The following is an 18,085-nucleotide window of genomic DNA, read 5'->3' as shown; positions in this document are numbered from 1 at the left end:
TCGCGTCGCCGGTTACAGCCGGCTGTCCTGCGACGGCGCGTGCTGCGGCGGGCGCAGGAGGTGCTCGGGCAATTTTCGGAACTCGCCCGCCAGCTGCATCAGGAAGTCGCCCATCGCCGAACTGCGCCGCCACACCATCGCGATCTGCCGATGCGGCGCGTTGCCGCGGAAGCGCAGCAGGTGGATGTCGGGGGAGGAGGGCACGGGCGGCTGCACGGCCAGCACCGGCAACAGCGTGATGCCGACACCGGCGGCGACCATCTGCCGCAGCGTTTCCAGACTGGTCGCGCGGAACCCGTCGCGTTCGTCGGCGCCGGCCATGTGGCACACGTCCAGCGCCTGGTCGCGCAGGCAGTGGCCTTCCTCGAGCAGCAGCAGGTGCTGGTGATCCAGGTCGTGCAGGTCCAGCGAATCCTGTTCGGCCATCGCATGCTGTTGCGGCACGGCCAGCAGGAACGGTTCGTCGAACAGCACCTCCACGTGCAGCTGGTCGTCATGGATGGGCAGCGCGAGCAGACCCGCGTCCAGGCGCCCATCGCGCAGACGCGCGAGGATCTGGTCGGTCTTTTCCTCGATCAGCAACAGTTCCAGGCGCGGAAAACGCTGGCGCAGGCGCGGCACCACGTGCGGCAGCAGGTAAGGCCCCAGCGTGGGGAACAGGCCCAGCCGGACCGTGCCGGCCTCGGGGTCCTGGCTGCGACGCGCGATCTCCGCCATCTGCTCGACATCGGCGATGACCTTGCGCGCGCGTTCGGCGACCTCGCGGCCCACCGGCGTCAGCATCACGCGGCGCGGAGCGCGTTCGACCAGCGCCACGCCGAGCTCGTCCTCGAGCTTCTTGATCTGGGTCGACAGCGTCGGCTGGCTGACGAAGCTGGCCGCGGCGGCGCGGCCGAAGTGCTTGTGGTCGGCCAGGGCCACCAGGTATTTGAGATCGCGCAGGTTCAAGCGGTGTCCCTCGCGTCGATGCTGCGTGAGTGTGAAGCTTCAACCTACCGCGCCCTTCCGGCAAGCCGGGAGGGCGCGGGTGCGGTCATGCCGTGACGGCGGCGGCCGATTCGGCCGGCGCGCTGGTGCGGATCAGGTGGTCGAAGGCGCTCAGTGCGGCCTTGGAGCCTTCGCCCATGGCGATCACGATCTGCTTGTACGGCGTCGTCGTGGCGTCGCCCGCGGCGAATACGCCCGGCACCGAGGTGCGGCCGTGCGAGTCGATCTCGATCTCGCCGCGCGGCGACAGCGCGATCGCGCCCTTGAGCCATTCGGTGTTGGGCAGCAGGCCGATCTGGACGAAGATGCCTTCCAGTTCGATCTGGAGCGGATCGCCGGAAACGCGGTCCTTGTAGATCAGGCCCGTGACCTTCTGGCCGTCGCCGAGCACTTCGGTGGTCTGGCCGTTGGTGATCACCACGACGTTCTTCAGCGAGCGCAGCTTGCGCTGCAGCACTTCGTCGGCGCGCAGCTGGCCGTCGAACTCGATCAGCGTGACGTGCGAGACGATGCCGGCCAGGTCGATCGCGGCCTCCACGCCCGAGTTGCCGCCGCCGATCACCGCCACGCGCTTGCCCTTGAACAGCGGGCCGTCGCAATGCGGGCAGTAGGCCACTCCCTTGTTGCGGTACTGCTCCTCGCCCGGGACGTTCATCTGGCGCCAGCGCGCGCCGGTGGACAGCACCACGCTGCGCGACTTCAGCGACGCGCCGTTCTCCAACTGCACTTCGATCAGGCCGCCCGGCTCGGTGGCCGGAATCAGCTTGCTCGCGCGCTGCAGGTTCATGAGGTCCACGTCGTACTCGCGCACGTGCTGCTCCAGCGCGGCGGCGAGCTTCGGGCCCTCGGTGTAGGTGACGGAGATGAAGTTCTCGATCGCCATCGTGTCCAGCACCTGGCCGCCGAAACGCTCGGCCGCGATGCCGGTGCGGATGCCCTTGCGCGCGGCGTAGACCGCGGCCGCAGCGCCGGCCGGGCCGCCGCCGATGACGAGCACGTCGAAGGCGTCCTTGGCCTTGATCTTCGCGGCGTCACGCTGCGAAGCGCCGGTGTCGAGCCTGGCGACGATCTGCTCGACCGTCATGCGGCCCTGGTCGAACACCTCGCCGTTGAGCAGCACGGTCGGCACCGACATGATCTGCCGCGCTTCCACTTCGTCCTGGAACAGCGCGCCGTCGATGGCGACGTGGTGGATGTTGGGGTTGATGACGCTCATCAGGTTCAGCGCCTGCACGGTGTCCGGGCAGTTCTGGCACGAGAGCGAGAAATAGGTTTCGAAGTGGTATTCGCCTTCCAGGTCGCGCACCTGATCAAGCACGTCCTGCGCGGTCTTGGAAGGGTGGCCGCCAACCTGCAGCAGCGCGAGCACCAGCGAGGTGAACTCGTGGCCCATCGGGATGCCGGCGAAGCGAACGCTCACGTCCGTGCCGGCGCGGTTGATCGCGAAGGACGGCCGGCGTGCGTCGTCGTCGCGGCGCGAGTACGAAATCCTGTCGGAGAGCGAGGCGATGTCTTGCAGCAGGCCTTCGAGCTCACGCGACTTCTCGCCGTCGTCGAGCGATGCGACCAGCTCGATCGGCTGCGTGACCTTTTCCAGATAGGCCTTCAACTGGGTCTTGAGATCGGCATCCAACATGCGACGGCTCCAATGGGGTTGTTCGGGATGAACGCCGCGAGCGCCCGGGCGGTTGGGAGGGAGGGAACAGCCCGAGCGTCGCGACATCCAAAGAAGAGAAGGGGCCAGCAACCTGGCCGGGCCTCGCGCGGAGGCTGGGGGGAGGGGCGGGTCCACGGGCGGCCTCGCCCCTCCGGTGTCGCCCCTCGATACCGGGGCGACGGTGCAGCGTTGGAACGTGACGACTTAGATCTTGCCGACCAGGTCCAGCGACGGCTTCAGGGTCTTCTCGCCTTCCTTCCACTTGGCCGGGCAGACCTCACCCGGATGCGCGGCGACGTACTGGGCGGCCTTGACCTTGCGCAGCAGCTCGTTGGCGTCGCGGCCGATGCCGCCGGCGTTGATCTCGACGATCTGGATCTTGCCTTCCGGGTCGATCACAAAGGTGCCGCGGTCGGCCAGGCCGGCTTCCTCGATCATCACGCCGAAGTTGCGGGTGATGGTGCCGGTCGGGTCGCCCACCAGCGGGTACTGGATCTTGCCGATGGTGTCGGAGGTGTCGTGCCAGGCCTTGTGGGTGAAGTGGGTGTCGGTCGACACGCCGTAGATCTCCACGCCCATGCGCTGGAATTCGGCGTAGTTGTCGGCCAGGTCGCCCAGCTCGGTCGGGCAGACGAAGGTGAAGTCGGCCGGGTAGAAGAACACCACGGACCACTTGCCCTTCAGGTCGGCATTGGTGACTTCAATGAATTCCCCGTTCTTATAGGCGGTGGCCTTGAACGGCAGGACTTCGGTGTTGATCAGCGACATGGATGCTTCCTTTGGCTGGGTGGGTGAGGGTGAAAATCGATAGGGAGAGGTTACGGATGGCGCATTAATCCATCAAGTTGATTGATGGAATGGATTTAATAGATAAAACCTATTGAAGGCTTGACGCTCATCGACCCATTCAGATGCGGGCAGCGTCGAAGCACCGCAAGGCCAACCTCGCCGCAGGCGGCTTCGCACGCGAAAATGGGCGATGGACGATGCCTCCGAGTTCCGCCCCTCCCAGACCGCCGCCACCGTGGGCGCCCTCCTGGCCGCCGCGACCCGCCAGTTGCCCGGCGACGAAGCCCGCGCCGAGGCCGAGCGACTGCTCGGCCACGCCCTCGGCGTGGGATCGACCTGGCTCTACACGCATCGCGACGACGTGCCGGCGGCGGTGGAGACGGCCGATTTCGAGCGTCTGCTCGAGCGTCGCCTGGCGGGCGAGCCGGTGGCCTACCTGCTCGGGCGCCGCGGCTTCTGGCGCTTCGACCTGCAAGTCACGCCCGCGACGCTGATCCCGCGACCGGAAACGGAGCGGCTGGTCGAACTCGCGCTGGAGCGTCTGCCGGCGGACCGTCCGCTGCGTGTGGCCGACCTGGGCACGGGCACGGGCGCCATCGCGCTGGCGATCGCCCACGAACGGCCCATGGCGACCGTCATCGCCACCGACGCGAGTGCCGACGCGCTTGAAGTGGCCCGCGCCAATGCGCAATCGCTCGGCTTGGCGGGCGTGGAATTCCGCGAGGGCGACTGGCTCGCCCCTCTGACGGGCGAAAGTTTCGACCTCATCGCCAGCAATCCGCCGTACATCGCCGAAGACGACGCGCACCTGAGCCAGGGCGATCTGCGTTTCGAGCCTCGCGCTGCGCTCGCATCGGGCGCGGATGGCCTGGACGACATCCGCCGCATCGCGGCCGGGGCGCTTGCGCATCTTCGTCCCGGCGGATGGTTGCTGGTGGAGCACGGGTGGGATCAGGGCGCCGCGGTGCGCGCGGTGTTCGAGGCGGCGGGGCTGGAAGCGGTGCAGACCGAACAGGATTGGGAGCGGCGCGACCGGGTGACACTGGGCTGCCTCACGGATCGACGCGATCCAACCGCGGGCACGCCCTCCGTGTGAGTTGCGCAAAGAAAAGCCCGGCATCGAGCCGGGCTTTTCGTCGACGAGCCGGAGGATCAGAAGCTGGCGCGAACGCCGACGGTGTAGGTTTCCATGCCGTCGTTCAACTTCACACCGCCATGCAGGCCCCAGGTCTTGTTGAAGGCGTAGACCATGTCGAAGGCAGCGTAGAAGTCGCCGTCGTAGTTATGGTTGAAATCCTCATAACCCAGGTAGGCATTGGCGTTGAGCTTGTCGGTCAGTCGGCCCAGCACGCCGGTGCTGATGTTGTAGCCGCTCGACCGGGTGCGTGCACGGTAGTAGTAGTAGTCATCCTCGAAGCGCATCGTGGTCGAGCTGTTGACGTAAGACAGCTGCGTCACCCAGTCCGCCCGGCTGCCGAGGGACTGGTTGAAACCCACGCCCAAGGACCAGTTGGTCTGGCGGTAGTGCTCGTTGTAGGTGTCGTAATAGCGGGGGCTGTAGGGGTACGCATTGAAATCGTTGTCGCGGGTGCTCGCGTAGCTGGCGGTCGCGAAGAACGTGTCGGTGAATGCATACGAGCCGCTCAACCCGGCGCCATACGGATAGAGGCCGTCGGCATCCTGGTAGATGGCATCGAGTTGGACATAGGTGTGGCCGATGCCATTGGACTCGCTGGCGAACGACACGAACGGGGCGGCGGCGAGCGCCAGGGCGATCAAGGTCTTCTTCACGTATTACGTTCCTGATTCAGTGATGGCCGTCCGGCGGACGGACGCGCAGTTTTGTCCGCATCGCGCACGGGGGGCATCAGACACCTCCTAAAAGTTTTGTTATCCGGGGCATAAGCTCACCGACTCTTTCGCCTTGACCGTCGTGGCAGGCTCGCCGCGAGGCGCGCGCTAGAATCCAGCTTCCCCAGACGAGGTTCCCCGATGCGCACGCTCTACCCCGAGATCGAACCCTTCGACAGCGGCACGTTGCAGGTCGACGATCGCCACACGCTGTACTACGAGCAGTGCGGCAATCCCAAGGGAAAACCGGTGGTGTTGCTGCACGGCGGCCCCGGCGCGGGCTGCAGCCCGAAGATGCGGCGTTTCCATGATCCGGCGCGCTACCGCATCATCCTGTTCGACCAGCGCGGAAGCGGGCGCTCGACGCCGCACGCGGATCTGGTCGACAACACCACCTGGGATCTGGTCGCTGACATCGAGCGGCTGCGCGAAAAACTCGGCATCGACCGCTGGCAGGTGTTCGGCGGTTCGTGGGGTTCGACGCTGGCGCTGGCGTACGCGCAGGCCCATCCCAAGCGCGTGACCGAACTGGTGCTGCGCGGCATCTTCATGCTGCGTCGCTGGGAGCTGGAATGGTTCTACCAGGAAGGCGCCTCGCGCCTGTTCCCGGATGCGTGGGAGCACTACCTGTCGGCGATTCCGGTGGTGGAGCGCCACGACCTGATCAGCGCCTACCACCGCCGCCTCACCTCGACCGATGAAGCCACGCGGCTGGGCGCCGCCAAGGCGTGGAGCGTGTGGGAAGGCGCAACGAGCTTCCTGCACATCGACCCGGACTTCGCCGCCAGCCACGAGGACCCGCAGTTCGCGCTGGCCTTCGCGCGCATCGAGAACCACTACTTCGTCAACAGCGGTTTCTTCGAAGTCGACGACCAGCTGCTGCGCGATGCGCACCGCATCGCCGACATTCCGGGCGTGATCGTGCACGGTCGCTACGACGTGGTCTGCCCGGTCGCCAATGCGTGGGATCTGAAGAAGGCGTGGCCGAAGGCGGAACTGGCGATCACGCCGGCGTCGGGCCATTCGGCGTTCGAAGCCGAGAATGTGGATGCGCTGGTGCGCGCGACGGATCGGTTCGCGGGCTGAGGGCCTTTTCCCTCTCCCTGGCCGCCTTCGGCGGCCTATCCCTCTCCCGCAAGGGGAGAGGGATGTGGGGCAGTTGCGAGAAGCGAGTCGAAACGCTCAGCCCGCCGGCGACCCGTCCGGGTTGTGCTCGATCATCCACAGCCCCGCCCAGAGCTTGAGGTCGAGCTCGTAGCCTTCGCGCTGCTTCTGCATCAGCCACGCCGGCGCCTGCGCGCGCGGGACTTCGTGCACGGTGATGTTCTCGTTGTCGATGCCGCCGCCTGCGCCGACTCGTGTGAGGTCGCGGGCCCGCACGAAGGCGATGCGCTCGCTGCTCATGCCGGCCGAGGTCGGCCCCACCAGCAGCACTTCCAGGCGTTTGGCGGCCCAGCCGGTTTCCTCGATCAGCTCGCGGCCGGCGGCGGCTTCCAGCGTGTCGGTTGCGTGGTCGTCGCCGACCAGGCCGGCCGGCATCTCGATCGTCGGCGCGCCCAGCGGGATGCGGTACTGCTCCACGAACAGCACCTTGTCGTCCGGCGTCACCGCGATGACGATCACCGCCATGCCGTCGCCGTGAGTGCGCTCGACGTACTCCCAGCGACCGCGTCGCAACATGCGCAGCCACGGGCCTTCGTACAGGGTTTCGAGCGGTTCCTCGACGTGTTCGGTGGCGGGATCGGTCATCGGTGTCGGCGGTGGGTGCGGTGGCCGATGCTACGACGGAAGCTGTGACGGGGCGAAGTCGAGCCCGGCCGACTGGTACAACCTGCGTCGCGTCATCGGGCCGAAGCGCAGCCCGTCGCAGAGCGCGCCGAGGATCGCCGCATCGGCGCGACCCCGCACGAAATGCAGCGAGGTTTCGCCCAGCGGTGCATCCAGTGCGATGGTCGTGAGCTGGCGGCAAAGCAGCGCCTGCTCGCGATGCTGGCGCAGCTTCGCGGCCGTGGATCCCGCGCCGCGCAGGCGCAGGAACGGCACTTCCTCCACGCGTTCCAGCAGCGCGTCGAGCGTGCCGAAATGCCCCAGCAGCGCCGCCGCCGTCTTCGCGCCGATGCCGGGCACGCCGGGGATGTTGTCGACGGCATCGCCGGTGAGGGCGAGGTAGTCGGCGATCTGATGCGCGTGCACGCCGTGGCGTTCCGGCACGCCAGCGGCGCCCCAGCGCTGGCCCTTGGCGAAGTCCCACTGCTCGTCGTGTTCGCCCAGCAGCTGCGAGAGGTCCTTGTCGGCCGAGACGATCACCGAGCGGAACCCGTGCATGCGCGCGGCCGTCGCCGCAGTGCCGATGAGATCATCGGCCTCGTATTCGCCGTGCGCGAGCACCGCAAGCCCCAGCGCCTCGCACAGCTGCCGGCAATGCACGAACTGGCGCTTGAGCTCTTCCGGCGCCGGCTCGCGATTGGCCTTGTAGGCGGGGTAGAGCGCATTGCGGAAGCACGAGTCCAGCGCTTCGTCGAACGCGATGGCGATGTGCTGTGGACGCGCGCGGTCGAGCAGCTCCAGCAGGAAGCGGGCGAAGCCGTGCACGGCGTTGGTCGGCCAGCCTTCCGTGTCGTGGAACTCGTTGGGCATGGAATGCCAGGCGCGGAACACGTACAGGCTGGCGTCCACCAGATAGAGCGTGCCGCCGGCCGCGGGTGCCGCGCTCACGTCGGGCTCCAGTGCGTCAGCAGGTCACGCGGATCGGGGCGCTCGCGCTCGGGCGCGTCCAGCTTCGGCGTGCCGATGTGGATGAAGCCGACCACGCGCTCGTGCTCGCCCAGGCCCAGCCAGCCGTCCACCACCGGGTCGTAGGCCAGCCAGCCGGTCAGCCAGATCGCGCCGTACCCCAGCGCCTGGGCGGCCTGGAGCAGGGCAAAGCAGACGCACGAGGCGGTGGAAAACCGCTCCGATTCAGGAATCTTTTCGTCCGGCCCGAAGCGGCCGATGACCGCCACGACCAGCGGCGCATGCGAGAATCGCAGCCGGTCCTTTTCGTACACCGCTTCGCTGGCCTCCGGGTCGCGCTCGCGGCTGCGGGCGGCCAGGCGCTCGCCGAAGGCATGCCGGGCCTCGCCACGGAAGCTCAGGAAGCGGAACGGCACCCGCTTGCCGTGGTCCGGCACGCGCACGGCCGACTGGAGCAGGCGCAGGAGGGTCTCGGAGTCGGGTGCAGGCTCGCCGAGCTGCTTCGGCGGGACCGACCGACGGGCGTCCAGGGAGGCCAGGGCGAGGTCGATTTGCTGGGGGTCAGAAGTGTTTAGCGACATCAGTCACAATTGTTCAAAGAGGGCCTGCAAGACGGTGTCGTATCTTGCCACTATGTGCCGGGGAACTGCCGGCGCACGGCACGTTCGGTCCTAGTTACAGGGGAACACAGGTGTCCGGCTACCCGCACGGCGTCGCTCAAGCCACGCGTACCGATCCCTTGCGCGTGCTCGAAGAAATCAAGCGCCAGTCTCTGGAGGCGCTCGGCGGTCTGCCGGGTTCGCTTTACGGGCCTGTGGAAGATGCCCTGAAGGTGGCCCTGCTCAAGGGCGACGGCAAGACCAATCATTACGAAGAACAGGCCGCGCTGTGGGTGCTGCGCCAGCACCAGGCCTCGCACGTCATGAAGTACCGCCAGCAGGTGGCGCAGGCGTTCGACGACTTCCGCGCCCTGCGCATCCGCAGCGGCGGCGATGTAACCCTGCGCCTGGTCGATGAACAGCAACTGGAATACGAGCTCGCCAGCGGCCGCCTGAACGAGGCCCTCGTGGCGCGCTTCGCCCGCCCGCTGGATACGCTGCAGACCCGTCTGCAGGCGTTGTCGGAGGCCATGCGCGTGCCGGCCGGCATCAATCCGATCGGCCCGGAGCGCCTGGTCCAGGCGTTCTCGCAGACGCTGCTGGACGCGCAGGTGCCCGACACCTTGCGCGGCCGCCTGTTCCGTCATTACGAAACCGACCTGATCCGCCTGCTGGGCGATCTGTACGCGCGCATCAACGCGCTGCTCGCCAGCTCCGGTTACGGCGCCCCGATGGCGCCGCGCCCGCCGCAGGACGAGTTCCGCCGCGAGCCGGTCGTGCCGCCGCCCGCGCCGGTGTACGGCGGCGGTGGTTATGGCGCCCCTGGCTACGTGGCGCCGCAGGACGGCCTCGGCGGTTATGCCGGCGGCTATGCGCCCGGCCCGGGCGGCGCCCCGGTGTCGCAGCCCGACATCGCGGCGATGGCGCAGGAACTGGCCCAGCTGCGCAGCCAGTTGCACGCGTGGCGCGAATCGATCGCGCGCGGCGACGTGGCCTCCGGCGGCACGGCTGGGCAGCCCGACCGCCCGGTGATGCAGCGCCGCGAAATGCGCGTGGACGAAATCCTCAGCGTCGCTTCGCTGCTGCAGGCCGAGCCGCCGGATGCATTCGCACGCGCGCTGGCCGTGACCGGCCGCCTGGGTGAGACGATCCGCGACCATCTGCAGGACGGCGCGCGCCGGTTGGGCCTCAATCCCGACCAGGCCTGCTTCAGTCCGGAAGAGGAAGACGCGATCGACCTGGTCGCGATGCTGTTCGACTCGCTGTTCCGCCACAACGCACTGCAGGACCGTGCGCGCCGTCTGTACGCGCGACTGGTGCTGCCGTACGTCAAGGTCGCGCTCACCGACAACGCCGTGTTCGTCAAGCGCGAACACCCCGCGCGCCGCCTGCTCGATGCCATCACCGAAGCCTGTGAAGGCAACGACGGCGAGACGCCGCAGGACCGCGAACTGCTCGACCGCGCCACCGAGGTTTCGCAGCGCGTCGTGGCCGACTACAACGAAGACCTGGCGGTGTTCGAACTCGCCCATGCCGAGCTCGATGCACTGCTTGCGCAGCAGCGCCGCCGTTTCGAACTGCAGGAGCAGCGCGCCGCCAAGGCCACCTACGGCCGCGAACGTCTGGGCGCCGCACGCGCTCAGGCGGAAAACGCGCTGGAAGAGCGCCTGGGCGATACGACGCTGACGCAGGCGGTGGCCGATTTCCTCGCGATGCCCTGGCGCCACCACGTCGTGCAGACCTTGCTGCGCGACAACGCCGATCCGCGCCGCCACGCCGAGGCGATCGCCCTGGGCGACGCGCTGGTGATGGCCGACCGCCTGGCCGAGCAGAATCGCGGCGCCGAACTGGCCGACCAGCTGCTCGCCCTGCAGCCTTCGATCATCGAATGCCTGGCCAGCTCCGGCCTGGACGACAGCGCCGCCCAGCACGGCATGGCCGGCCTGGTGCGCGCGCTGGCGACGCCGGACACGCCGCGACGCCAACGGCCGGCGCCGCCGCTGTCGATGCCGGAGGACGACGCCGGCGAAGCCGAGCGTCGCCTGTGGCTGGTCGGCGGTACCGACACGGTCCGTCACGACCCTCTGCTTGCCGAGCGCATGCGCACGCTCGATGTCGGCGACTGGCTGCGCCTGACCAACGCCGAAGGCGAGACGACGGCGGTCAAGATCGCATGGCTGAGCCCGCTCACGTCGCGCTACCTGCTGGTGAATCGCCGCGGCCTGCGCGTGCTGGTCGCCTCGGCGGAAGAACTGTCCGCCCTCGCCGGCGCCGGCCGCCTCACCGTCGGCGCCGAACGCACGGCCTTCGACGAGGCGATGCGTCAGGTGCGCCGCCATCTGGACAGGGGAACGGGGACGCGCTGAGCGGCGTCCTCGTCGTCTACGCGAATCGCGGCATGCGCGCAGCGCGCGCAATCCTTACTACGTAGCCGCGATCACCGCCGGCGCCACCACGCGTTCCGGCCACACTGTCTTCGCCAGCAGCTCGTCGTCCCAATCCAGTGCGAGCCGTCCTTCGCGCGAAGCGTCTTCGGTGACGAACAAGCTCACGAAGTTGAGCACATTGCGCGCATACATCTCGCTGGCGTGCACCGCCCCCATGCTGGCGAGGTTGAGCGGGCCCGCGACCAGGACTCCGCCGCTTTCGATGTTTTCGCCGGGACGCGTGAGTTCGCAGTTGCCGCCGGTTTCGGCCGCGAGGTCGACGATCACGCTGCCCGGGCGCATGCCGGCGACCATCGCGGCAGTGACGATCTTCGGCGCAGGACGGCCCGGCACAGCGGCCGTGCAGACGATCACATCGACGTTCTTCAGGTGTTCGGCAAGACGACGCTGCTGTTCGGCGCGCTCCTCGTCGGTAAGCGCACGGGCGTAGCCGCCTTCGCCTGCGGCGCTGACGCCCAGGTCGAGAAATTTTCCACCGAGCGACTCGATCTGTTCGCGCGTTTCCGGGCGCACGTCGAAGCCTTCGACCTGGGCGCCCAGGCGCTTGGCCGTGGCAATGGCCTGCAGGCCCGCCACGCCCGCGCCGACGATCAGCACCTTGGACGGGCGGATCGTGCCGGCGGCCGTGGTGAGCATCGGGAAGAAGCGCGGCGCCAGTTGCGCGGCGATCAGCACGGCCTTGTAGCCGGCCATGCCGGCCTGCGAACTGAGCACGTCCATCGCCTGCGCGCGCGTGGTGCGCGGCAGGCGTTCGAGCGGGAAGGCGAGCAGCTTGCGCGCGTTGATGGCTTCGCCGCGCGCGGCATCGGATTGCGGGGCGAGCAGGCCGACGACGGCCGTGCCTTCGCGCAACGACGTCAGCGTCTGCGGCGAAGGCGGCTGCACGCAGAGCACGACATCGGCTTCGCCCAGTGCGGCGTTCGCGTCGGCGACGAGTTCCGCACCGGCGTCCGCGTAGGCCTCGTCGGTGAAGGCCGCGAGCCGTCCGGCACCGCGCTGCACGCGCACGCGTGCGCCGCGTGCGACGAGCTTCTTGCAGGTTTCGGGCGTCAATGCGACGCGGCGCTCGCCGCTTGCGGTTTCGCTCGCCACGCCAATCGTGATGCCCGCCATGCTCCGCTCCCCGAACCGGTTGTCATCGCATCCTAGCGGAAGCGACGCGGGCGGTGCGACGGTGCGGCTTAGTCGCGCGGCGGCCGGCCGGGCGGCATGTCGGCCGGCGCGGGGTTGGCCTTCACCCAGTCGCGGCGCTGGTCGGGCGTCATGTCCCGCCATTGCGCCTTCAATGCCTTGCGCTGCGGTTCGTCGAGCGTGCGCATCTTCGCGAACAGGGCGCGGGTCTGCTCGCGCTGCTCCGGGCTCATGCTTTCCCAGCGCTGCATGCCGTGGCGCGCGCGCTGGCGCTGCCCGGGCGTCATCTGCTGCCAGCGCTGTGCGCGGTCGAGCATGCGCTGGCGGCCGTCGGGCTGTGCGTTCCAGCGATCGCGCATCGGTGCGATCAGCGTCTCGCGCTGCGCCGGGGTGAGCTGCTCCCATGCCGGCAACGGCTTGGCGGCGGGCGGGTCGGCGGCCAGCAATGGCGCGCTGGCGAACATCAGCGCGAAGGCGAAAACGCGGGAAAGCACGAAGGTACGCATGTCACGGCTCCAGGGTCGGCACGGCGTCGTCGTTGGACGCCAGCCACAGGTACAGGTCAGGGTTTTCGTCGAGCGCGGCGATGGCGGTGTCGGTATCGAAGGCGGTGTTGGACTCGCTCGTCGCGCTCGCCACGGCGGCCGCGGACGGTGCGGGCGCCGGCGCCTGCGACGGACGCAGCTGCAGTCCGATCGCGACGGCGAACACCGCCGCCAGGCCGCTGCCGAGCACCCAGTTCAGGCCGCGGCGCGGTTCGCGCTCCACGGCCGGACGTGCGGCGGCCTGCCGCGCGACGCGCAGGCGCGCGCGGGTGGGCGAGGAGACCTGCGCCACCGCCTGCGCGTGCAGGGCGCGCATGGTCTGATCGAAACGGTCGTCGCTGCGGTTCATCGGTTCGTGCTCGTGTGTCATCGCCAATCCTCCAGTTGCCGCTGCAGCGCTTCGCGTGCGCGCGACAGATGGGTCTTCACCGCGCCTTCGCTGCAGCCCATCGCCCGCGCGGTCGTGGCGACGTCGAGTTCTTCCAGCACGCGCAGGCTGAACGCCTCGCGCTGCCGGGCCGGGAGTTTGCCCAGCGCATCGGCCAGCTTGCCGTAGGCCTCGCGGCCTTCGTGGGCACGCGAGGGGTCGGGTGCGTCGTCGGCCCAGTCCAGCGCGCTGTCCTCGCGCTCCGGCGCGGGCATCAGCCAGCGCAGGCGGAACGTGCGGCGACGCTGCACGTCGACGATGCGGCTGCGCAGGATGCTCCAGAACAGCGGCGTCCATTCCTGCGCCGGGCGCTCGCGGTAGGCGAGCATCTTCATCATCGCGTCCTGCACCGCGTCCAGCGCGTCGTCGCGATGGCGCAGGCCCAGTTCGGCGAAGCGGAATGCGCGCGTGCCGATGCCGGACAGGAACTCTTCCAGCGACGCCGGCAGGCGCACCGGCGCCGCCTCCGGAGAGGAAGCGGCGCGGGCGTGTGCGTCGGCCGGTGCGGCGGTCAGCACGTCGTCTTCGGGTTCGCGGTTCACGCGTCGGAGCATAAGGGCTAAGAATTAATCCCAGTGCGAACGATTCCAGCGGCGATCGAATCGGTTGCCCCTGCGGTCCCAGCGCGCCTGCGCGACGTCGCCGCGGCGGTCCAGCCGGCGGTCGATGCGGTCGCCCCTGGCGTCCAGCCGGGCGGCATTGCGCCAGTGGCCGAGCGCGGCCTGGCGGTCCGCGCGCAGGTCCAGGCGGTGGTCGATGCGGTCGCCCTTGCGGTCCAGCCGCGCTTCCACGCGTTCGCCCTTGCGGTCGAGGCGACGGTCCACACGATCGCCGAAGTCCCCCGCACTGGCCGCCGAAACGGCGCCGAGCGCCAGCAACCCGAGTCCCGTCAACAGCCAACGCCTGCGCGATGCGTGCTTCATGGGTGCCTCCTCCTGATCGGCCCGGACGGGCCTTGCGGGAGGGGGAACGTCCCGCGTGCGGCGCGGTTGACACGACTGGCGCCGCGTTCATCGGCGGTTATGATGCGGATGACAATTCGACGGGGATGGGTGATGGGCGACGGGTTTGTGGCGCTGTACATCTTCATGCTGGCGGCCATCGCCGGGCACGTGATCATCTCGCGCGTGCCGGTGATCCTGCACACGCCGTTGATGTCGGGCTCCAACTTCATCCACGGCATCGTCCTGATCGGCGCGATGGTCGTCCTCGGCCACGCCGACACCACACTGGAAAAGGTCATCGGCTTCGTCGCCGTGCTGCTGGGCGCGGGCAACGCCGCCGGCGGCTACGTGGTGACCGAGCGCATGCTGGAAATGTTCAAGACCAGCAAGAAGCCGGGGTCGAAGGCATGAGCGCCCTGGTCTGGGTCGCTTCGGCCAGCTACTTCGTCGCCGCCACGTTGTTCCTCCTGGGCCTGCAGCGCATGGCCTCGCCGGTGACCGCGCGCAGCGGCATCCGCTGGGCCGGACTGGGCATGGTGATCGCCACCGTCGCCACGTTCCTGCTGCCGGGTCTGCACAACCTGCCGCTGATCGTGACCGCGCTCGTCATCGGCACCGCGGCGGCGTGGATCTCCGGCAAGAAGGTCGCCATCACCGACATGCCGCAGATGGTCGCCCTCTACAACGGCATGGGCGGCGGTTCGGCGGCGGCGATCGGCGCGGTGGAACTGCTGCGTTTCTCCGCGGCCGGACAGGCGCCTTCGCCCACGGCGCTGGTGCTTGCCGTCATCGGCGCCGCCATCGGCGCGATCTCGCTGTCGGGTTCGATCATCGCCTGGGCCAAGCTCGACGGACGCCTCGACAAGCGCGTGGTGTTCCCGGGGCAGCAGCTGTTCAACCTCGCCGTGTTCGTGGCGATGCTGGTGCTGGGCGGCATCGTCGTGCACTCGCTTTCGGTGCCGGCCATCATCGGGTTCTTCGTTCTTGCGCTGGCGCTGGGCGTTCTGATGACGCTGCCCATCGGCGGCGCCGACATGCCGGTGGTGATCTCGCTGTACAACGCGCTCACCGGTCTTGCGGTGGCGTTCGAAGGTTACGTGCTGGGCAACGAGGCGCTGATCATCGCCGGCACCATGGTAGGCGCGGCCGGTACGCTGCTCACGCAGCTGATGGCGAAGGCGATGAACCGCCCGATCCACGGCGTGCTGTTCTCCAGCTTCGGCGGCGGCGGGCAGGCGCAGGAGATCAGCGGCACGCAGAAGCCCATCGAAGCCGGCGACGTCGCCGCGATGATGGCCTACGCCGAACGCGTGGTGATCGTGCCCGGCTACGGCATGGCCGTGGCGCAGGCGCAGCATAAGATCTGGGAGCTGGCGCAGCGCCTGATCGATCGCGGCGTGAAGGTGAAGTTCGCGATCCATCCGGTTGCCGGACGCATGCCCGGCCACATGAACGTGCTGCTGGCCGAAGCGGGCGTGCCGTACGACCTCATCGCCGACATGGATGACATCAATCCCGAGTTCCCCAACACCGACGTGTCGCTGGTGATCGGCGCGAACGACGTGGTGAACCCGGTGGCGAAGACCGATCCGGCCTCGCCGATCTACGGCATGCCGATCCTCGACGTGGCGAACTCGAAGAACACCATCGTCATCAAGCGCGGCAAGGGCACGGGCTTCGCGGGCATCGAGAACGCGCTGTTCTACCAGGACAACACGCGCATGCTCTATGGCGACGGTGCGGAGATGGCCAGCGCGCTGGTGAGCGAGTTGAAGGCGCTGGACGGCGGCGGGCACTGAGGCGCGCATCGCGCATTCGACGGGTCACCGAAGACGTGATCCCGGCGCAGGCCGGGATCCAGGCTAGGCACGCCGCAGTTCCACCGAAGCCTGCTCTTCGGCTGACATGATGGCCTGGATCCCGGCCTGCGCCGGGATCACGGGTTCCGTAGACAATCGACGAGCGTGAATGCGCAGTGCTCAACGCACCGTGCAGATCTCACCGTTGACGAAGGTGTCGACGGTGCCGCCGGTCTTGTGGCCACTGACGAAGAAGTGACCGGTCGCGCCGGCATACTCGCCGGTGCCGGACACGATCTCCTGATACGCCGTCACCACGCCCTCCGGGCCACGCGTGGTCACGCCGGTCTCGCGCGCGATGATCGTGCCGCGCCGTGTGCGGTATTCGAACGGTCCGCTGTAGATCAGGAAGTTGGGCGACGTGGCCGGGCTGGTCGACACCGCGCTGTCGGCGGCGAAGTGCGTCACGCCGCGGAAGCCGTGGCTGCCTTCGACTTCACCGAGGAAGCACGAAGCCAAGCCGGCGTTGCAGCCGGTGGTGGACTGGATCTCGTCGAGGTCGGCGCGGATCTCCTTGCAGCGGCCACCGGCGACGGCGGGGACGGACGCGGCGGCCAGCAACAGCACCAGCGCGGACGTTGCGAAGGACGGCATTGCGAGGGACGTGCGGTTCATCAGCGTTGCTCCATGCGGTGCGGGCCGCCTGCGCGCGCAGCGGCACCGCGCGGCTCGATGAGGCGCGCGAGCGGGGTGAAGCGGAATGACCGGGGCGAAGCTCAGGAACCGGCGACGAACGCCGGCGAGGCAGGCGTTCGCGACCATCGCCCGTCCCACCCGCGCCGCGCGAACCACGCACACGGCCAGCCGACGAGCATGACGTGTGCGATCACGCTGCACACCGTCCAGACCGTCGGAAGCGAACCGCCGCGCGGCGACGCCGACAGCGGCACGACGACGAAATTCATGAAGGCGTACAGCACCAGTCCGTACAGCGCGCCGTAACGCCACGGCCGATCGCGCAGCGGCAGCGCGTCGCGTGCGGCGCACGCATAGGCCAGGCCCATGCAGGCGGCGATGAGGTAGTGCAGCCCCAGGCCCAGCAGCGCGCTCGATGCTCCACCGGAGAATGCGGCGCGCCCCAATACGCCTGCGGCAATGCTCTGCGCGATGCGTTGCGGCGGCACGCCGTACAGCGACCAGAAGCCGATGGCGTACAGGATGTCGAGCGTGCCCGCGAGCAATCCGCCCAGCACGCCCCAGACGAGTGCGTGCCGTGTCAGGCCGCGCATGCGTTGGTCTCCAAGCGGCGTGCTTCGGTGGCGGTCATGCCGAAGGCGTGCTTGAACGCGCGACAGAAGGCGCTCTGGCTTTCGAAACCGAGCTTGTGCGTGATCGTCGCCACGGGCATGTCGGTCTCGCGCACGAGCTGCCATGCACGCGCATGGCGCAGCCGCGCGAAGTAGTCGCTCGGCGTTTCGCCGAACACCGCGCGATGCAGGCGGATGAGATGCCCGGGCGAGTAGTGCGCGCGTTCGGCGAGCCAGGCGACGTCGACCGTCGCGTCGTCGTCGGCCTCGACATGGCATTGCATCAGATGGCGCAGCCAGAGCAGGCGCAGCAGTGCCTGACGCCGGTGCGCCAGCGTGCGCCCACGGCAGCGCGGCAGGCACGCGGCGACGTCGCGCTGGCGTTCGAGCAGAGCGGGCAGGAGGGCGTCGAGCGCGGTGTCGTCGCGAACGAGTGTGGCCAGGGCGTCGTGGATGTCGTCGGCTTCGCCGCGCCAGGGCAACGGTTCCTCTTCGTCGCGAAGGTTCGCGAAGTGCCGGCACCACACTTCCTGCGATGCAGTGAGTCCGATCCAGCGCGATTCGTGCGAGCCCTGCACGCGCAGCGTCGCCGCGCGCCACAGCTGCGCTTCGCCCGCGCGCAGACACCACTGCGCATCGGGTGCCTGCATCGCCAGCCGTCCGCGCAGCGGCAGCCAGAGCGAGGGCCAGTTCGGCGCAAGCTGCACCGCGGCGGCGCCATGCGCGACGACGAGGTGCCAATCGTCGGCGGCGAGCGCGTCGGGGGACAGTCGCACGGAGGGAGGCAGCTCGTGGCGATGCAACGGCATGTCGAAGGGCCCGATCGGCGCATGTCGCCAATGGCCCCACGCTAACCACGCATGGGCCGG

At 68.8% G+C, this 18,085-nt stretch carries 20 protein-coding genes; 5 read left to right on the top strand and 15 right to left on the bottom strand.

Going from position 1 to position 18,085, the window contains the following annotated elements; all coding sequences use genetic code 11:
• Nucleotides 1–12: 12 nt before the first annotated feature.
• The 3 genes from oxyR to ahpC form a co-directional block, all read right to left on the bottom strand.
• On the bottom strand, nt 13–948 hold the full coding sequence (gene oxyR / locus JI752_RS04600; RefSeq protein WP_216959840.1) for a DNA-binding transcriptional regulator OxyR: 936 nt from the start codon (nt 946–948) through the stop codon (nt 13–15).
• 85 nt (nt 949–1,033) lie between these two features.
• Complete coding sequence (ahpF, locus tag JI752_RS04595) at nt 1,034–2,623, bottom strand: alkyl hydroperoxide reductase subunit F (RefSeq protein WP_216959838.1); 1,590 nt, start codon at nt 2,621–2,623, stop codon at nt 1,034–1,036.
• A gap of 225 nt (nt 2,624–2,848) precedes the next feature.
• Nucleotides 2,849–3,412 (bottom strand): alkyl hydroperoxide reductase subunit C, encoded by a 564-nt coding sequence (gene ahpC / locus JI752_RS04590; RefSeq protein ID WP_216959835.1) that lies wholly within the window; start codon nt 3,410–3,412, stop codon nt 2,849–2,851.
• Nucleotides 3,413–3,623: 211 nt separating this feature from the next.
• Here ahpC and prmC point away from each other — a divergent pair, with 211 nt between their 5' ends.
• Nucleotides 3,624–4,529: a peptide chain release factor N(5)-glutamine methyltransferase gene (gene prmC / locus JI752_RS04585; protein WP_216959832.1), complete on the top strand. Its 906-nt coding sequence runs from the start codon at nt 3,624–3,626 to the stop codon at nt 4,527–4,529.
• Between the two features lie 56 nt (nt 4,530–4,585).
• Here the strand turns inward: prmC and JI752_RS04580 are convergent, their stop codons facing one another.
• A complete protein-coding gene (locus JI752_RS04580) occupies nt 4,586–5,224 on the bottom strand; it encodes a hypothetical protein (protein ID WP_216959830.1) in 639 nt (212 codons plus the stop codon).
• A 201-nt stretch (nt 5,225–5,425) separates the two neighbouring features.
• Between JI752_RS04580 and pip the strand changes: the two genes are divergently transcribed.
• Nucleotides 5,426–6,370: a prolyl aminopeptidase gene (gene pip / locus JI752_RS04575; RefSeq protein WP_216959827.1), complete on the top strand. Its 945-nt coding sequence runs from the start codon at nt 5,426–5,428 to the stop codon at nt 6,368–6,370.
• 96 nt (nt 6,371–6,466) lie between these two features.
• Here pip and JI752_RS04570 read toward each other — a convergent pair whose 3' ends face one another.
• Genes JI752_RS04570 through JI752_RS04560 form a run of 3 tightly spaced genes read right to left on the bottom strand, consistent with a single transcriptional unit; the run spans nt 6,467 to nt 8,598 of the window.
• A complete protein-coding gene (locus JI752_RS04570; RefSeq protein WP_216959824.1) occupies nt 6,467–7,033 on the bottom strand; it encodes an NUDIX hydrolase in 567 nt (188 codons plus the stop codon).
• A gap of 30 nt (nt 7,034–7,063) precedes the next feature.
• Entirely contained in the window at nt 7,064–7,999 is a 936-nt protein-coding gene (locus JI752_RS04565) for a 5'-3' exonuclease H3TH domain-containing protein (protein WP_345777319.1), read from the bottom strand.
• Nucleotides 7,996–8,598 (bottom strand): nitroreductase, encoded by a 603-nt coding sequence (locus JI752_RS04560; protein ID WP_216959821.1) that lies wholly within the window; start codon nt 8,596–8,598, stop codon nt 7,996–7,998. The genes JI752_RS04565 and JI752_RS04560 overlap by 4 nt, the downstream gene beginning before the upstream one ends.
• Nucleotides 8,599–8,708: 110 nt before the next feature.
• Between JI752_RS04560 and JI752_RS04555 the strand changes: the two genes are divergently transcribed.
• A complete protein-coding gene (locus JI752_RS04555; RefSeq protein ID WP_216959818.1) occupies nt 8,709–10,982 on the top strand; it encodes a DUF1631 family protein in 2,274 nt (757 codons plus the stop codon).
• 57 nt (nt 10,983–11,039) lie between these two features.
• Here JI752_RS04555 and JI752_RS04550 read toward each other — a convergent pair whose 3' ends face one another.
• From JI752_RS04550 to JI752_RS04530, 5 genes are all read right to left on the bottom strand, one after another.
• Nucleotides 11,040–12,176 carry an NAD(P) transhydrogenase subunit alpha gene (locus tag JI752_RS04550; protein ID WP_216959817.1) on the bottom strand — a complete coding sequence of 379 codons (1,137 nt, stop codon included), beginning with the start codon at nt 12,174–12,176 and terminating at the stop codon, nt 11,040–11,042.
• Between the two features lie 68 nt (nt 12,177–12,244).
• On the bottom strand, nt 12,245–12,700 hold the full coding sequence (locus tag JI752_RS04545) for a DUF3106 domain-containing protein (protein WP_216959814.1): 456 nt from the start codon (nt 12,698–12,700) through the stop codon (nt 12,245–12,247).
• 1 nt (nt 12,701) lies between these two features.
• The gene (locus tag JI752_RS04540) at nt 12,702–13,109 is read right to left on the bottom strand and encodes a hypothetical protein (protein WP_254200183.1); all 408 of its coding nucleotides are present in this window, start codon (nt 13,107–13,109) and stop codon (nt 12,702–12,704) included.
• Nucleotides 13,106–13,621 (bottom strand): RNA polymerase sigma factor, encoded by a 516-nt coding sequence (locus JI752_RS04535; protein ID WP_342317257.1) that lies wholly within the window; start codon nt 13,619–13,621, stop codon nt 13,106–13,108. The genes JI752_RS04540 and JI752_RS04535 overlap by 4 nt, the downstream gene beginning before the upstream one ends.
• Nucleotides 13,622–13,732: 111 nt before the next feature.
• Nucleotides 13,733–14,089 (bottom strand): hypothetical protein, encoded by a 357-nt coding sequence (locus JI752_RS04530; protein WP_216959808.1) that lies wholly within the window; start codon nt 14,087–14,089, stop codon nt 13,733–13,735.
• A 132-nt stretch (nt 14,090–14,221) separates the two neighbouring features.
• On the opposite strand from JI752_RS04530, the gene JI752_RS04525 reads away from it, so the two are divergent.
• Nucleotides 14,222–14,521 carry an NAD(P) transhydrogenase subunit alpha gene (locus JI752_RS04525; protein WP_216959805.1) on the top strand — a complete coding sequence of 100 codons (300 nt, stop codon included), beginning with the start codon at nt 14,222–14,224 and terminating at the stop codon, nt 14,519–14,521.
• Nucleotides 14,518–15,909: an NAD(P)(+) transhydrogenase (Re/Si-specific) subunit beta gene (locus JI752_RS04520; RefSeq protein ID WP_216959802.1), complete on the top strand. Its 1,392-nt coding sequence runs from the start codon at nt 14,518–14,520 to the stop codon at nt 15,907–15,909. The genes JI752_RS04525 and JI752_RS04520 overlap by 4 nt, the downstream gene beginning before the upstream one ends.
• A gap of 180 nt (nt 15,910–16,089) precedes the next feature.
• Here JI752_RS04520 and JI752_RS04515 read toward each other — a convergent pair whose 3' ends face one another.
• The 3 genes from JI752_RS04515 to JI752_RS04505 all read right to left on the bottom strand — a co-directional run bounded on the left by JI752_RS04515 (nt 16,090) and on the right by JI752_RS04505 (nt 17,992).
• Nucleotides 16,090–16,584, bottom strand: coding sequence for a hypothetical protein (locus JI752_RS04515; RefSeq protein ID WP_216959798.1), 495 nt, complete (start codon nt 16,582–16,584; stop codon nt 16,090–16,092).
• Between the two features lie 101 nt (nt 16,585–16,685).
• A complete protein-coding gene (locus tag JI752_RS04510; RefSeq protein ID WP_216959796.1) occupies nt 16,686–17,198 on the bottom strand; it encodes a hypothetical protein in 513 nt (170 codons plus the stop codon).
• Nucleotides 17,186–17,992: a helix-turn-helix transcriptional regulator gene (locus JI752_RS04505; protein WP_216959792.1), complete on the bottom strand. Its 807-nt coding sequence runs from the start codon at nt 17,990–17,992 to the stop codon at nt 17,186–17,188. Before JI752_RS04505 ends, JI752_RS04510 begins: the two co-directional genes overlap by 13 nt.
• Between the last annotated feature and the right edge of the window lie 93 nt (nt 17,993–18,085).

This window comes from Lysobacter sp. MMG2 (assembly GCF_016735495.2).
In the GTDB taxonomy this organism is placed as follows: Bacteria; Pseudomonadota; Gammaproteobacteria; order Xanthomonadales; family Xanthomonadaceae; genus Lysobacter_J.
Note: the sequence above shows the minus strand (reverse complement) of the source record. Positions and strands in the feature narration are given on the sequence as shown.